The sequence below is a fragment of the Hymenobacter crusticola genome, assembly GCF_002154225.1.
In the GTDB taxonomy this organism is placed as follows: Bacteria; Bacteroidota; Bacteroidia; order Cytophagales; family Hymenobacteraceae; genus Hymenobacter; species Hymenobacter crusticola.
The window spans coordinates 19374-35637 of record NZ_MTSE01000018.1 but is presented as its reverse complement, the minus strand read 5'-3'; the positions used below and the strand labels follow the sequence as shown (position 1 = coordinate 35637).

At 58.4% G+C, this 16264-nt stretch carries 6 protein-coding genes; 3 read left to right on the top strand and 3 right to left on the bottom strand.

Annotated features, from left to right (window positions below; translation table 11 throughout):
• Nucleotides 1-67: 67 nt before the first annotated feature.
• Together BXP70_RS22515 and BXP70_RS22510 are read left to right on the top strand one after the other, a co-directional pair.
• Complete coding sequence (locus BXP70_RS22515) at nt 68-1561, top strand: rubredoxin domain-containing protein (protein WP_143436633.1); 1494 nt, start codon at nt 68-70, stop codon at nt 1559-1561.
• Nucleotides 1562-1850: 289 nt separating this feature from the next.
• Nucleotides 1851-4022 carry an alpha-galactosidase gene (locus BXP70_RS22510; protein WP_086596421.1) on the top strand — a complete coding sequence of 724 codons (2172 nt, stop codon included), beginning with the start codon at nt 1851-1853 and terminating at the stop codon, nt 4020-4022.
• Between the two features lie 222 nt (nt 4023-4244).
• Here BXP70_RS22510 and BXP70_RS22505 read toward each other — a convergent pair whose 3' ends face one another.
• The gene (locus BXP70_RS22505; protein ID WP_086596378.1) at nt 4245-4475 is read right to left on the bottom strand and encodes a hypothetical protein; all 231 of its coding nucleotides are present in this window, start codon (nt 4473-4475) and stop codon (nt 4245-4247) included.
• Nucleotides 4476-4898: 423 nt separating this feature from the next.
• On the opposite strand from BXP70_RS22505, the gene fbaA reads away from it, so the two are divergent.
• Complete coding sequence (gene fbaA / locus BXP70_RS22500) at nt 4899-5981, top strand: class II fructose-bisphosphate aldolase (protein WP_086596377.1); 1083 nt, start codon at nt 4899-4901, stop codon at nt 5979-5981.
• A 97-nt stretch (nt 5982-6078) separates the two neighbouring features.
• Here the strand turns inward: fbaA and BXP70_RS22495 are convergent, their stop codons facing one another.
• Complete coding sequence (locus BXP70_RS22495) at nt 6079-9174, bottom strand: FG-GAP-like repeat-containing protein (RefSeq protein WP_086596376.1); 3096 nt, start codon at nt 9172-9174, stop codon at nt 6079-6081.
• Between the two features lie 254 nt (nt 9175-9428).
• Nucleotides 9429-15950, bottom strand: coding sequence for an FG-GAP-like repeat-containing protein (locus tag BXP70_RS22490; protein WP_086596375.1), 6522 nt, complete (start codon nt 15948-15950; stop codon nt 9429-9431).
• Between the last annotated feature and the right edge of the window lie 314 nt (nt 15951-16264).

Sequence of the window (16264 nt, the reverse complement as noted above, 5' to 3'; positions counted from 1 at the left end):
CCCCTCTCCTTTTCGGAGAGGGGCTAGGGGTGAGGCGCCCCACCAGAACAAAACCCACAAAAACGCAATGCCACCGAAAACCCACATCATCAAAATCAACCTGCCCGGCGGCATCGTATCGGCGGGGGACTTGCTGGCTATCTTGGATGCGGCCGAAAGCGCCGATGTGGAACACCTCCAGTTCGGCAACCGGCAGCAGATTCTGTTTACGGTGGCCGATGAGAAGAAGCGCGGCCTGCAACAGCAGCTAGCTTCGGCGGATATCATCTACGAGTTGAGCGCCGATGTGAACCCGAACATTGTCAGCTCCTACGTGACGGAAGACGTGTTTGAGCATGCCAATTGGCTGCGTGAGGGCGTATACAAGGACATTCTGGACCTATTCGATTACCGGCCGCAGCTGAAAATCAACCTCATTGATAACAACCAGACCTTCATTCCCTTCTTCTCGGGAAACCTGAATTTCATTGCCTCCGATACCAACAATTACTGGTATCTGTACGTGCGCTTCCCGAAGACCAACAGCCTGTACTGCTGGCCGTCGTTGGTGTACTCCGAGGATATACCGAGTCTCAGCAGCGCCATCGAGCGGGTGATTTTTGCCCACCAGCACAAGTTCTACGACCAGCCGTCGGCCGACGGGGCGCTGCTCTACGGGCTGGTGAGTGCGGCGGGCGGCAGCTTTGTATTGCAGCCGATTACGGTGCCGTTGAAGGTGCCGACTTTCACGCTGCCGTACTACGAAGGCTTCAACCGCTACGGCAACAAGCTGTGGCTCGGCATCTACCGGCGCGATGAGCTGTTTTCGGTGGCTTTCCTGAAAGACTTGTGCAAGATCTGCCTGAAGACGCGCATTGGGCAGCTATACACCACGCCCTGGAAGTCCATCATCGTCAAAGGGATAGAGCTAGGTGACCGTGGCTTGTGGGATACAGCCCTGTGCAAACACCGCATCAACGTGCGGCACGCAGCCAACGAGCTGAACTGGCAAGTGGAAGACCTCTGCGAGCAAGGCCTAGCCCTCAAGTACGAGCTCGTGCGACAGTTCAACGAGGAAGATGTGCGCACGTTTCACCTGTGCTTTGCCATCAAGACCCAGCCCAAAACTGGCCTGTTCGGCTCCATCGTTATCCGGTCGCAGCAGCACAACCCGAACCAGATTGGGCTGCGGGAAGAGCAGTTTGAAATCCTGCACACGCGCGACTTCAACCCCAACTCCAAGGACTTCATCAGTTTCCGCCAGAAGGTAAACCGCGAAAGCCTGAGCTGGTACCTGATTCAGCTGTGCAACCAGTTCTACGAGCTGCAAACGAGCGAAGACCTAGGCCTAAGCACCTTCTACGCCGAAGAACCCGCCGCCGAACCGGCTGAAAGCCCAGTGGCGCCCACGCTCTATCAATGCACGCGTTGCCTCACCATCTACGACCAAACCTACGGCGACGAACTGAACGAGGTGGCGCCGGGTACGCCATTTGAAGCCATTGTTAGCTATTGCTGCCCAACGTGCGAAGCGCCAAAAGAGGCCTTTGCGGTAGTAGCGGCGGCAAACGCAGCAGCCTAGACCATGTTGCTAATGAGTGGAAAAGCTGTCATGCTGAGCTTGTTGGAGCATTTCTACCGCTTTATTGCTGACCGCAAAACGGTGTAGAGACGCCTACGTGCGTCTCGTCGTTGAACGACAACGTCAGAACGGTTTGGCTTAGAATGACCTAGGTAAACAACGGCCGTAACGACGAGACGCAAGTATGCGCCTCTACAATCAACAAGTTAAGTACCTTGCGAAGCTGCCTGAAAGGGCAGCTTTTGCTTTGTTGCTGCCATCCTTTACCCTAGCTATTCCCGCCCGCTCTATGCCCAAAAACCTACTCCTCTGTTTATTCCTGCTGCTTACCAGTTCTTCAACAGCAATGGCGCAGGCCAGCAAGCAGATACGCATTGAAACCAAGAACACCACGCTGATTTTGTCGGTGGGTGAAAAGGAGCGGCTGTACCAAACCTACTTCGGCGACAAGCTAGCCCAAGCCACCGACTACCAACGGCTGCCAACCGGCAACCACGAAGCTTACGTGCCAGCGGGCCTCAATGATCTGTTTGAGCCCGCCATCCGGATGGTGCACAACGACGGCAACCCCTCGCTAGAGCTGCGCTACGTGCGCCATACCACCGACGCCGAAGCCAACGGCCAGACGCACACGGCCATCGTGCTGCAAGACCCCAAGTACCCGGTGGAAGTAACGCTGCACTTCAGCGCCTACGCCGGCGAAGACGTGCTGAAAACCTGGATGGTGGTGCAGCACCGCGAGAAGAAACCCGTGGTACTGAGCCGGTTCGCCTCGGCCATGCTGCACTTCGAGGCGCCGCACTACTGGCTCACGCAATTTCACGGCGACTGGGCCGAAGAGATGCGCCCACAAGAAGCCGAGCTAACCAGTGGCATCAAAGTAATTGACAGCAAGCTAGGTACGCGGGCCCACATGTACCAGGCGCCCCACTTCATGCTCGCCCTCAACAAGCCCGCTACCGAAAACGAAGGTGAGCTGATTCTGGGCACCCTCGCTTGGTCGGGCAACTTTCAGCTGGCGTTTGAGCTGGACGAGCACAATGCGCTGCGGGTGCTATCGGGCATGAATCCGTACGCGTCGGAGTATCAGTTGGCGCCGAATCAGCCGTTTGAGACGCCGGCGTTCATCTTCACTTATAGCCACCAGGGCAAGAACCTAGCGAGCCGCAACCTGCACCGCTGGGCCCGGCAATACGGCGGCGTACTCGACGGCACCAAGTCGCGCCTCACCCTGCTCAACAACTGGGAGGCCACCTTCTTCGACTTCAACGAGCAGAAACTCGACGCCCTCATCGGCGACGCCTCCAAGCTAGGGGTCGATTTGTTCTTGCTGGATGATGGCTGGTTTGGCAACAAGTACCCGCGCAGCAACGACAACGCTGGCCTCGGTGATTGGCAGGAAACCAAGTCGAAGCTGCCGAATGGCCTAGGTCATTTGGTACAAACGGCCACCCAAAACAACGTGAAGTTCGGCATCTGGATAGAGCCTGAAATGGTGAACCCCAAGAGCGAGCTGTACGAGAATCACCCCGACTGGATCTTGAAGCTGCCCAACCGCGAAGAGCACTACTACCGCAACCAGCTCGTGCTCGACCTCACCAATCCCAAAGTGCAGGATTTCGTGTTCGGCGTAGTCGATGAGCTGTTTACCAAAAATCCGACCCTAGGGTACATCAAGTGGGACAGCAACCGCATGATTACCAATGCCTTCTCGCCCTACCTCAAAAACAAGCAGTCGAACCTCTACATCGACTACTTACACGGGCTCTACAAGGTGTTTGAACGGATGCGCCGCAAGTATCCGCACGTGCCCGTGATGCTGTGCTCGGGTGGCGGCGGCCGCGTCGACTATGGCGCCTTGCCCTACTTCACCGAGTTCTGGGCTTCCGACAACACCGACGCCTTAGAGCGGGTGTTTATTCAGTGGAACTACTCGTATTTCTTTCCCTCCATTGCCGTGTCGGCGCACGTCACGTCGTGGAATAAGCAGCAGAGCCTGAAGTTCCGCACCGACGTGGCCATGATGGGTCGCCTAGGCTATGACATTCGGGTAGAAGAGTTTACGCCTCAGGAGTTGCAGTTCAGCCAGCAAGCCGTGAAGGAGTACAAGCGCCTGAGCGACGTCATTTGGCACGGCGACTTGTACCGGCTGGTGTCGCCGCTCGAAACGAGCCGGGCGGTGGTGCAGTACGTGAACGAGGCTCGTAGCCAGGCCGTCGTGTTTGCCTACACCTTGCGGCCGCGCTTCGGCGAAGAATACGGCCGGGTGCGCCTGCAAGGCCTCGACCCAAGCCGCCAATACCGCGTGCAGGAAATCAACCTGATGCCCGGCGCCAAGTCGAATATCCCCGAAAATAGCCAAACCTACTCCGGCGACTTCCTGATGAAAGTGGGCGTGCTAGCTTCCACAGCCAGCGCCTCGGCGCTGACGAGCCACGTGCTGGAAATTACAGCGCAGTAAGCTAGGTCGACTGCTCGGCCGGATTTGCAAATCTGGCTGATAGGAGAGGGCGATTTGCAATTCCCGCGAGCAGAACAAAGCGACTGGCGCAGTTGCCGATGAGTTGCTTGGGCAACTCGCGGATTGCAAATCCGCAGCTCCGTACGACCGGATTATAAATCCGGCCGAGCAGACGCACCAAGCAGACAGAGAGGAGTTTACCGGCAGTATTGCGAACCTAGCTTACAAATAGAGCCAGTTGATAAGCAAAGCCATAACGCAGAGGCTCGTATGGAGCCAGAAAAGTCGTGTGACGAGGAGGCGTTGCTTGCGCAGCTTTGCCGAGGGTAGCGCGTAGGGCGCTTCGAAGAAAAGGCTAGGCTCCCACTCGCGGCTCCAGGTCTTCCACCAAGCCAGCAGGCGGAGTAAGAAGAGCGTAGGGCGAATAGTAGGGGGCGTGGCAGGCGAGTTCATAGCTAGGTAGTAGGTGTGAAGGACGGTTAATGAAAACCCAAGAGTTTCCATTGGGCTTGAAGTTGCACGGAGCTGACGCCCGAGCCAAGGCAAACCGGGTGAGCTGAGCAGAAAGATGCTTCAACTGGTAAAAGTGTTGTCTAAAATGATCTGCCACCTAGGGGGGGCGGTGGCCAATCCGGTGGTAGCCTTGCTGCACGATTACCCCGAAATAGGTGTTTGTACCTAGGAAAAGGATAAATTGGCCCGCAGTTACTAGCGTTTGGGCGAGCTGAGCTAGGTAGTTTAACCAAGTCCGTTTCCTATCTTCGGCCCTGAGCGCCGCCAGTTGCTTGCTGCTGGTGGTGCGCCGCCGACCAATTGGGTCGCCCGCTTTTCCGGTTCTCTATCAACCGTTCATATTTCCCGTTTTCCTGACTTTTTATGGAAGCACAAACCCTGACCAGCCTGCGCGCTGGCGTCCTGTACGGCGATGAACTCGCGTCGCTTTTCCAATATGCCAAGGCCAATGCTTTCGCCATGCCGGCCGTTAACGTGACGGGCACCAACACCGTGAATGCGGTGCTGGAAACTGCTAAGGCGGTGAACTCGCCGGTGATGGTGCAGTTCTCGAACGGTGGTGCGCAGTTCTACGCGGGCAAATCGATTCCGAACGGCGACCAGCGGGCCAGCATCGCCGGTGCAATTTCGGGCGCCAAGCACGTGCACGAAATGGCTGCGCTCTACGACGTGCCCGTAGTACTCCACACCGACCACGCCGCCAAGAAGCTCCTCACCTGGATCGACGGCCTGCTCGACGCGGGCGAAAAGCACTTCGCCCAGCACGGCCAGCCCCTCTACAGCTCCCACATGCTCGACCTATCGGAGGAGCCGATTGAGGAGAACATCGAAATCTGCAAGCGCTACCTAGAGCGCATGGCCAAAATCGGCATGACGCTCGAAATCGAGCTAGGCGTAACCGGCGGCGAGGAAGACGGCGTCGACAACTCCGACGTGGACAGCTCCAAGCTCTATACCCAGCCTTCGGAAGTGGCCTACGCTTATAAAGAGCTGAGCTCGGTAAGCCCCAACTTCACCATTGCGGCTGCTTTCGGCAACGTGCACGGCGTGTACAAGCCCGGCAACGTGAAGCTGCAACCCGTCATCCTGAAAAACTCGCAGGACTACGTGCAGGAGCACTTCGGCACCGGTCCGCAGCCGGTGAACTTCGTATTCCACGGTGGTTCGGGCTCTAGCCGCGAGGAAATCCGCGAAGCCATCAGCTACGGCGCTATCAAGATGAACCTCGACACCGACTTGCAGTGGGCGCTGTGGGAAGGCATCAAGGACTACTACGTGCAAAACGAAGGCTTCCTGCAAGGCCAGATCGGCAACCCCACCGGCGCCGATTCGCCCAACAAGAAGTACTACGACCCCCGCGTGTGGTTGCGCAAAGGCGAAGAAACCTTCGTAGCACGCTTGAAGCAAGCTTTCGAAGACCTGAACGCTATCAACCGTCGCCCCTAGTTGAAGCTAGCCTCGGCTAGGTTTAGTAGTAAAACAAAAGCCGGCTCCTTCCTCGAAGGAGCCGGCTTTTGTTTTGTAAGGCAGTTGATAACAGCTGTTAGTTAACCAACAAGCGCTTATTGACGGTGCCTTGGCTGGTGCCGAGCTGCACGTTGTAGACACCGGCAGCTAGCTTAGGCAGTTGTATCTCTTGCGCGGTTTGGCCGGCGAGGTTCTGCTCGAGTACGACTTGGCCTAGGGTGTTGACCACGCGCAGTTGTACGCTGCGACGAGCTAGGTCAGCGGGCAGGCGCAGCTGCACGGCCTGGTGCGCTGGGTTAGGGTAGAGGTTCACTTGCTCGGCTAGCTGGGCTGGTACCGTGGCTAGCACTTGGTTGTTCAGACGAATAGCAACGGCGGCGTTGGCGGCGTTCGGGAAGGAAAAGTCAACGGTGCCGTTATTATCTAAGTCACCTAGGGCGATATAAGCCCCGCCGCTTACGTTCTGGTTGCCGCTGAAGGTGCCGCTGCCATTGTTGAGGCGCACACTGACGGTGGAGTTAGCGGTGGTGGCAAGTAGGTCTAGGTCGCCGTCGCCATCGACGTCGGCTAATGCTACCGTATTCGGCTGGCCATCTACGGCTACTTGTTGGCCGTCGTAGAAAGTGCCGCCTTCATTGCGCCGAATGCTCACCGTTTGGCTGCCAATAGCTACTAGGTCTAGGTCGCCGTCGGCATCCACGTCGCCGAGGGTGATACCCGTGGCAGTGGAAAAGCCCGGTCCAGCGACACCTACAATTTGGCTGTAGCTACCGAAGTTGCCATCACCATCGTTAAGGAGAACGTAAACTCGTCCGCCGGGGGGCTCACTCACCAGCAGGTCGAGGTCACCGTCGTTGTCCACGTCGCCCAACACGGCACTATCGGCTACATTACCAACCATGATGCGCCCAGCGACGAACGTGCCGTTGCCATTATTCCGGCACACGGCGACGGTGCCGCCGACGTTGGAAGTAGCCACAAAGTCGAGGTCACTATCGCCATCAATGTCACCTAGGAAAATGGCCTTGCCTGTGCCCACCCCGAATTGGGGTCCTACCGTAACTTCTGAGCCAGCGCCGAAGGTGCCGCTGCCGTTATTCAGACGCACACTCACAGTGCTCGGGCTGTAGTTGATGGTGAAGCCCACGTTAACGGTGAGCAGGTCCAGGTCGCCGTCCCCATCCACGTCGCCGAAAGCTACTTGGCGCGGCAAGATGCCCACGGCTACTTCCGAGCCGCCAGAGAAGGTGGCATTGCCGTTGTTGAGCCGAATGCTGACGGTGCCCGTGTTGTTATTATTGGACGTAGCTAGGTCGAGGTCCCCGTCGCCATCTACGTCTCCGAAAGCTACCGTGCCGGGGTTCGTACCGGTTGGCACGACGCTACCCGCCGTGAACAAGCCAGGACTCGGGTTCGTGGCCGCCGTGAATTGAAAGACTTCGTTGCGCGTCAGGCTTTGCCCCGTGCTGCTTTGCCCCGCCGTTGTGACGGTAGCAAAGACCGTTTCGCCCGCCTTGAAATCAGTAGTCGGATTGAAGGCTAGGGTGTTGCCGCTGACCGTGGCGGTGCCGGCTTTCTTACCACCCGCCTGTTGGCTAAATACGCGTAGCGCCTGTTGTGTAGCTGGAGTATTGCTTGGCGTTTGGGTGAACGCCACGGTAACATCTGTGTTGCGCGAGGCCGAGCGGGCATTGCGCGTGGGCGCCAGTGGAGCTGCCGTGAAAGCAGCGGCTTGGTTGAGCCGAACACTAGCCGTTTGTCCACGCCCTATGACATCGAGGTCGCCGTCACCATCTACATCGCCCAGGGTGATATTGCTTACAACGCTTCCCATCGCTGCGCTCGTGCCGCCCCCAAAAGTGCCTGCGCCATTGTTTAAGTACGTCCTGACAATAGAGGCATCACCGCCAGCCCCTACCAAATCGAGGTCGCCATCACCATCAATGTCGTGCAAGGCAGGTAAAATGAAACTGCTGTTGACAAGGATGTTGGGGGCTCGGCGGAAGTTGCCAACCCCATCATTGATACATATGTGAAGGCCGGGGTCCCATGCTGCTCCCGTCGTTACGAAATCCAGGTCGCCATCACCGTCAATATCACCTGTTGAAAAACCAAAAGGAGCGCCACCGGTCACCACGACCTGTGTACCCGAGAAAATTCCTCGCCCATTGTTCAAACGCACCCCTACTTCGTCGTCATAATAATTGGCGCCTAATAGGTCCAAATCGCCATCGTTATCAACATCGGCAAGCTCTAATCTATAAGAACTGAAAGGCAGTGTGGTAGGCGCACCGTTGCTGAAGCTAGCACTGCCATTATTGATGAGTACAATGTTGTCGGTTACCAGGTCAAGGTCTCCATCTCCGTCCACATCGCCGATAGCCACCTCGCGTACATAGGTGCTGGCAACAAATTCTTGCCCAGCCGAAAAAGTACCTGCGTTGTTGAGTCGTACGCTGATAGAGGAAGTATTAGTGGTGGAGTTCCAACCCACAGATATCAGGTCGAGGTCACCATCGGCATCTAAGTCACCAATTTCTAGGTTATAGGGACTGGGACTAACGGGCACTGCCTGGCTGCCGCTGAAGGTGCCACTGCCATTGTTCAAGCGGATGCCTATCGTGTTTCCGGTACTGACAGCCAGCAAGTCGAGGTCACCGTCGCCGTCTACGTCGCCTAATTTTTGGAGAGTATTGAATTCGAATCCGCTGCCGGTTATCGCCACTTCCGAACCGCCGTCGAACGCCCCAGAGCTGGGGCTAACCGCCGTGGTAAACTGAAAGACGTGGGGCGTGACCATTGTACCGCCCGTGCTCTGCGCTGCCGCCGTGATAGTGGCATACACCGTTTCGCCAGCCGTAAAATCGGTGCTCGGGTCGAAGCTGAGCGTGTTGCCGTTGACGGTAGCGGTGCCTGCTTTTTTACCCCCAGCCTGTTGGCTGAAGACCTTCAGCGCGCCTTGTGTGGCGGCGGTATTGCCTAGCGCTTGGCTGAAGGTGGCAGCTACGTTCGTGGTGCGCGGGGCTGACCGAGCGTTGCGCGTGGGCGACACGCCGGTGACGGTAGGCGCTTGGGCGTGGGCGGCATTGGCGAACAGCAGGAGCGCGCACGAGAGTTGGCCTCCCAGCCGAGCTAGGTTCGGCCTAAGGTAAAGCGTTGGCAATAGCGGCATGTAGATGTTGGAATAGAAAGAACGATAAGTGGAAGAAAGGAGACTCGGTCGAGGGCAAAGCGTTGATTATCGGCAATCTACGCAGTAGACCGAATAAAGGATAAATATTATAAGGATAGTCATATTTTATTAATGTAGCACCTGTCTATCGTGAGGTGCCGGTGCCTACTCTTATAGCAGAAAACGACGGCTACGTCCAAACGAAAAAGCCGGTCATGATAGACCGGCTTTCTGTAAAAGGCGCTTGAAGACAGTTACTGAATTGATAGGCGTTTGTTGACGGTACCTTGGCTAGTACCAAGCTGCACATTATAAACGCCTGCGGCTAACTTAGGGAGTTGCACCTCTTGCGCAGCTTGTCCGGCTAGGTTTTGCTGCACCACCACTTGGCCTAGGGTGTTCACCACCCGCAGCTGCACACTGTGGCGAGCTAGCTCGGCGGGTAGGTGCAGCTGTACGGAGGAATGGGCAGGATTGGGGTAGAGGCTGACTTGCTCCGTCAGGCGAGTCGGGGCGGTGGCTAGGACTTTTGCCTGCGCCGATGTGCCTGCGGTATTCAGGCGCACGCTGGCGGTGTTGGTGCCGCTATTAGCTGCCAACAAATCCAGAGTGCCATTGCCGTCAACGTCGCCGAAAGCTAAGCCGTAGGGCGCGGTGCCGATGGCTACTTCCTGGCTGCCGCTGAAGGTGCCGGTACCATTGTTCAGGCGAATGCTGGCGCCGTTGGTGCTACTACTCACGGTAGCTAGGTCCAGGTCGCCATCGCCATCCAGGTCATGCAAAACCAAGCTATGCGGGTTAGCACCAACTGCTACCTGCTGGTTACCCGAGAAGCTGCCTAGGCCATTGTTCAGGTGGATGCTCACGAGGTTCAGCGCAGGGTTAGCCACCAGCAGATCGAGGTCACCATCATGGTCTAGGTCGCCGAGGGCAATAGCTTCCGGATTGCTGCCAACCTCCACGTCGGTGCTGCCGCTGAAGGTGCCGCTACCATCGTTGAAGCGCAGGCTGGCGGTGCTCTTATTGGAGTTGGCTGTTAGCAAGTCTAAATCGCCATCATTATCTACATCACCCAATATTAGGCCCGTAGGCCGCGTGCCAACAAATACATCCTGACTACCTGAGAATTCACCTAGGCCATTATTCAGGCGCACGCTCACGGTGCTGGCGTAGCTGTTGTTGTCCACGGTATAATTGGCGGCCAGCAGGTCTAGGTCGCCATCCCCATCTACGTCGCCAAGAACTAGTGCGTGGGGCGTGTTGCCGACAGATACATTCGCCCTGCCCGCGAAGGTGCCACTGCCATTATTGAGGCGTACACTTACCGTATAGTCTCGGGAGTTAGCGGTGGCTAGGTCCAGGTCGCCATCGCCGTCTACATCGCCCAGCACCACATGAACAGGACCCCGGCCTACACTTACTTCCTGGCTGCCGCTGAAGGCGCCGCTGCCGTTGTTCAGCCGCACGCTCGCCGTGTTGCCATCTAGGTTCGCCGCGAGCAGATCTAGGTCGCCGTCGCCATCTACGTCGCCCGTCGCTATGCTGGAAGGCGTGCTGCCCACGGCTGGGTCGGTGCCACCGCCGAAGCTGCCGCTGCTAGGGCTGGTCGCCGTCGTAAATTCAAAGACGTGCCCCAATGCTAGGTTCTGGCCCGTACTGTTCTGGGCGGCGGTAGTAAGGGTGGCAAACACCTTTTCGCCGGGCTTGAAGTCGGTGCTTGGCTTGAAGGTGAGCGTGTTGCCACTCACCGCAGCCGTGCCTGCTCTTTTGCCGCCAGCCTGTTGGCTGAAGACTTTCAGCGCGCCCTGCGTGGCGGCGCTCGTGCTCAGGGGTTGGGTGAACGTGGCCGTCACTGGCGCACTCCGCGACACGGCCAGGGAGTTGCGTGTGGGCGCAAGCGAGGCCAAGGCGAATAGGTTGGGGGCGGCCACTTGGTTGAGGCGCACGCTCACGGCGTTGCTACCGAAATTGGTCGTGAGCAAGTCCAGGTCGCCGTCGCCGTCCACGTCACCTAGGTTTACGCCGTAGGGCGCATTGCCCACAGCTACTTGCCGGCTGCCGCCAAAAGACCCACTGCTGTTATTGAGAAGCACACGCACGGTATTGGTCAGGCCGTTCGCGGCCAGCAGGTCTAGGTCGCCGTCGCCATCCACGTCGCCGAGCGTGAGGCCTTGGGCTTCCTGGCCTACGGGGAGGTTTTGGGTGCCGCTGAAGGTGCCCTGGCCATCATTGAGGCGCACACTCACGGTGCTGGCGTTGAAGTCGCCACCCGGCTTGGTATAGTCGAAAAGATTGACAGCGAGCAGGTCTAGGTCGCCGTCGGCGTCCACGTCGGCCAGCACGGCTTCGTACGGATTGAAGCCCACGGCCACTTCCTGGCTGCCGGTGAAGGTGCCGCTGCCGTTGTTCAGCCGCACACTCACGGTGGTGCCCGCTGAGTTAGCTACCACAAAATCCAGGTCCCCATCGTTGTCGATATCGCCGACGCGAATGGTCAGCGCATGCGCGCCGACGGCTGCTTCCGTGCCGGTTGTGCTGAAGGAGCCGCTGCCGTTGTTCAGGCGCACGCTCACGGTGCCGTTTTCACTACCACCCAAGCTAACGTAGTTGACGGCCAGCAGGTCCAGGTCGCCGTCGCCATCCACGTCGCCCAGGGCTACCCCGTGCGGCCCGCTGCCTACGCGTACTTCCTGGGTACCCGAGAAAGTGCCGCTGCCGTTGTTCAGGCGCACGCTCACGGAGTTGTGGAAGTAGTTGCTGGTAGCTGCTACCAGGTCCAGGTCGCCGTCACCGTCCACGTCGCCGAGCACGACCTGGTAAGGCGCCGCACCGACGCCAACCTCCTGGCCGTTGCTGAAGGTGCCCTGGCCGTTGTTCAGCCGCACGCTGATGGTTGTGCCGATGCTGTTGGCTACCAGCAGGTCCAGGTCGCCGTCGCCATCCACGTCGCCGGTTGTCACGTTGGTGGGGCTAGGCCCTACGGCCAGGTCGGCGCCGCCGCTGAAAGTGCCGGGGCTAGGTGCCGTGGCGGCCGTGAACTGAAACACCTGGGGCTGAATCAAGTTCTGAGTGTTGCCGCCCTGCACCGCCGAAGTAACCGTGGTAAACACCGTTTCGCCGGGCTTGAAGCCGGTGCTGGGCGTGAAGGTAGCAGTGTTGCCACTCACGCTGGTGGTGCCCACCTTCTTGCCGCCGGCCTGCGCGCTAAACACCTTAATGGCCTGCTGGGTCGACGCGTTATTCGTGAGCGCTAGGTTGAACGTGGCCGCCACGGGCGTGGTGCGGGGCGCACTCGGGGCGTTGCGCGGGGGCGAAGTGGCGGTAACTAGCAGCAGTGGCCCGACGGTGAAAGGTAGGCCATTGCTGACGCCGCCGGAGGTAGTAACCACCACCGGCCCGGTGGTGGCGCCGGCCGGCACGGTCACTGCCAACTGGGTAGCCGAAAGCAAGGCGACGTTGGTGGTCGCAACGCCGTTGAACGATACGCTCGTGGTTGTGAGCAGATTCGTGCCGGTAATGACAACGCGGTAGCCCACCGGCGCCGTGGCTGGCGAAATCCCCGTGAGGATGGGCAACGCCTCGTTCTGGTTCAGGCGCACACTCACCATATTGCCAAAATCACTAAAATTAATCAGGTCGAGGTCGCCATCATTGTCCAGGTCGCCCAGCCTTATTGGGTTGGTATTGGCATAGGGACTAATGTCGACGGCCACCTCCTGAAAGCCACTGAAGCTAGCGCTGCCGTTGTTCAGGCGCACGCTCACAGTTCTGCTGTTGGTGCTGGTGGTGAGCAGGTCGAGGTCGCCGTCGCCATCCACGTCGCCTAGGGACAGGCCGGCAGGGTCGAGGTTAATGGGCGTTTCGAGGCGGCCACTAAAGGTGCCGTTGCCATCGTTGAGGCGGATGCTGACCGTATTATTCTGGTAGCTATCGTTGGTGGCCAGCAGGTCCAGGTCGCCGTCGCCGTCCAGATCTCCGACTCGCACATGATTAGGAGTTTGCACTACCGGCACTTCCTGCGTGCCGCTGAAGGTACCTAGGCCATTGTTGAGGCGCACACTTACCGTGTTGACACTGTTGCTAGGGGTGAATAAATCCAGGTCGCCGTCGTTGTCGGCATCACCTAGTGCCAGGTCCTGCGGGCCGTAGCCCACGAGTACCTGCTGCGTGCGGCTGAAGGTGCCCGCGCCATCATTCAGGCACACGTTCACCCGCCCCTGATAAGCACCATTCACGAGCGTATTGTCGCCCACATTCGTGGTCAGCACATCTAGGTCGCCATCGCCATCCACGTCGCCCAGGGCGATGCGGCCGCCCGAACCATTGCCAATACTAACGTAAAGGTCAGGGCCCGTCGTGCTAAAAGTGCCCGTGCCGTTGTTGAAGCGGGTGCTTACCAACGCGCTGCCAGAGGCCAGCAGATCCAGGTCGCCATCGCCGTCCACGTCGCCTAAGGCTAGGGCTAGGGCAGCATCGTAGCCGGGTAAACTCACTTGCTGCGTACCGGTGAAGTTGCCCCGGCCATCGTTCAGGCGTACGTTAATCAGGCTCGGGCTACCCCTTCCGGAGGTCAGCAGATCCAGGTCGCCATCGCCGTCGATGTCGCCCACGGTTACGTCTGCCACGCCGGAATTCACCGTCACCTCGGAGCCGCCCCCGAACGTGCCCGGGCTGGGCGTGGTAGCCGTGGTGAACTGAAAAACGTGCGGCGTAGCGGGCGTGCTCGTGGTGCTTTGCGCCGCCATCGTTACAGTGGCCAGAATGGTTTCGCCGGCTTTAAAGTCGGTGTTCGGGTTGAATGTGAGCGTATTACCGCTCACGGTGGCGGTGCCGACTTTTTTGCCACCCGCCTGCTGGCTAAACACCTTCAGCGAACCTAGGGTCGCGGCATTGTTGCTGAGCGGCTGGTTGAAGGTAGCCGCGACGTTGGTGGTGCGGGGCGCCGCCAGGGCGTTGCGCGGCGGCGCAACGGAAGTGACCAGCAGGAAAGGCCCCACCTGGAAGGGCAGGCTGTTGCTGGCTCCACTAAAGGTATTTACGACGACGGGTCCGCTGGTAGCGCCTGCCGGCACCCTGACCGCGAGCTGAGTAGGGGAGGTAAGGGTAAAGTCGGTGGTTGTGGTGCCGTTGAAGGAAACACTCCTCGTGGTCAGTAAGTTGACGCCGACAATCACGATGCTGCTGCCCGCCGGCGCCACCGTCGGCGCGATGCTTGTGATGGTGGGTGAGGCCTCGCTCCGGTTCAGGCGTACGCTCGTCGTGTTGCCAAGGCCAGAGCTGCCGCCGTTGGCCGTCACTAGGTCCAGGTCGCCGTCATTGTCCAAGTCGCCCACCGTAATGTAGTTGGGGTTGTCGCCCACGGGCACTTCCTGAACGCCGCTGAAGGTACCTAGGCCATTGTTGAGGCGCACGCTCACGTTGGAGGGAGAATTCTCACTCGCCACAAGCAGGTCCGGGTCGCCGTCGCCATCCACGTCGCCCAGGGCCAGGGCGCGGGCGTAAGCGTAATCCAATGGCACTTCCTGATCTCCCGAAAACGTGCCCGCGCCGTTGTTCAGGCGCACGCTCACGGTGCTGTTAAGATTCGACGAGCCGCCGTTCGCATTTGCCGTGAGCAGGTCCAGGTCGCCGTCACCGTCCACGTCGCCCACTACCACGTAATAAGGGTTCCTCCCGACAATTACTTGTTGCTTATCCGTGAAGTTGCCTTTGCCATCGTTCACGCGCACGCTCACACTATTGTCGTAACTCTCGTAGTTGGCCGTGAGCAGGTCGAGGTCCCCATCGGCGTCTACATCGCCTAGCGCCACACTTGTGGGTGTCCGGTAAGCAGTGTTTACCTCCTGACCGCCGCCGAAGGTTCCGGTACCATCATTTAGCCGCACACTTACCCCCAGTTGGGTATAGGTTTTGTTGGCCGTAACAAAATCTAAATCGCCATCGGCATCTACATCGCCCAGCACCACATTCAACGGACCATCGCTGATGCTTACCTGCTGGCGCCTGCTAAAGGTACCTGTGCCGTTGTTCAGGTACACATCTACGGTCTTGCTGGTAGTGTTGGCCACCAGCAAATCCAGGTCGCCGTCACTATCAGCATCGCCGAGTGCCACCCCCGTGAAATTTGCTCCCGCTACTATTAATTGAGCGCCAGAAAAGCTACCCATGCCATTATTTCGATTCACAGTCACGGTGCCATCGTTGGAGTAGGACGTGTTGCCCTCGTTGGCCGTAAGAAGGTCGAGGTCCCCATCGCCATCTACGTCGCCTAGGGCTACTTGCTGGGGGCGCGTACCAACGGCTACATCCGAGCCGCGACCAAAAGCGCCTGCCGCTACGGCCGTCGCCGTGGTGAACTGAAAGGCCTGTCCGGTCGCCAAGCTAGCCCCGGTGCTGCTCTGCACCGCTGAAGTTACCGTAGCGAATACGGTTTCACCACCCCTGAAATCGGAGCTGGGGTCGAAAACTAGGGTGTTACCGCTCACTGAGGCCGTGCCGGCTTTCTTACCGCCGGCCTGTTGACTGAATACTTTCAGTGCCTGCCAGGTAGCGGCAGTATTGCTCAGCGCTTGGCTGAAGCTCACGGTTACATTTGTCGTGCGCGGGGCTGAAGTAGCATTTCGCGCTGGCAGCAATCCGGTAACGGTGGGTACCTGGGCTTGCACTACGCTAGCTTGCGCCAGCAACAGCAGCACTAGCCCTGCCTGCCGACCACGGGCAAGCTTGGCAACAAACACACGTAAATACCTTAAGAGAGTAATAAAGTGTTGATTCATAGCAAGTACTAGAGAAAGGGTGGGAGGGAAAAGCCATACAGAACAATAGCGTGGCTGCGCCAGTGAGCTTCAAAAGTGGAGAGCGAAAAGCGCTAGCTGCTGCAGGAGCATGATGCTCGGGACCTATAGTAAATGTAAATTTTTGCTATATTAGATCCTATTTGTGCTAAGTATAGTTATATAATTTCTGATACGTTATACCCACAAAGCAAGGCTTATTGCAGCATTGGACTTCGCCTGTGAGCAGGCCAAAATCCATCGATTGCCGAGCTAGCTCATACTGCTGGCCCAACCCATCAGGAGGCGCTCCACTT

Excerpts from the sequence above, each read along its gene's own strand:
- BXP70_RS22495 (WP_086596376.1), bottom strand. The coding sequence starts at position 9,174 with ATGCCGCTATTGCCAACGCTTTACCTTAGGCCGAACCTAGCTCGGCTG.
- BXP70_RS22510 (WP_086596421.1), top strand. The coding sequence starts at position 1,851 with ATGCCCAAAAACCTACTCCTCTGTTTATTCCTGCTGCTTACCAGTTCT.
- BXP70_RS22515 (WP_143436633.1), top strand. The coding sequence starts at position 68 with ATGCCACCGAAAACCCACATCATCAAAATCAACCTGCCCGGCGGCATC.
- fbaA (WP_086596377.1), top strand. The coding sequence starts at position 4,899 with ATGGAAGCACAAACCCTGACCAGCCTGCGCGCTGGCGTCCTGTACGGC.
- BXP70_RS22490 (WP_086596375.1), bottom strand. The coding sequence starts at position 15,950 with ATGAATCAACACTTTATTACTCTCTTAAGGTATTTACGTGTGTTTGTT.
- BXP70_RS22505 (WP_086596378.1), bottom strand. The coding sequence starts at position 4,475 with ATGAACTCGCCTGCCACGCCCCCTACTATTCGCCCTACGCTCTTCTTA.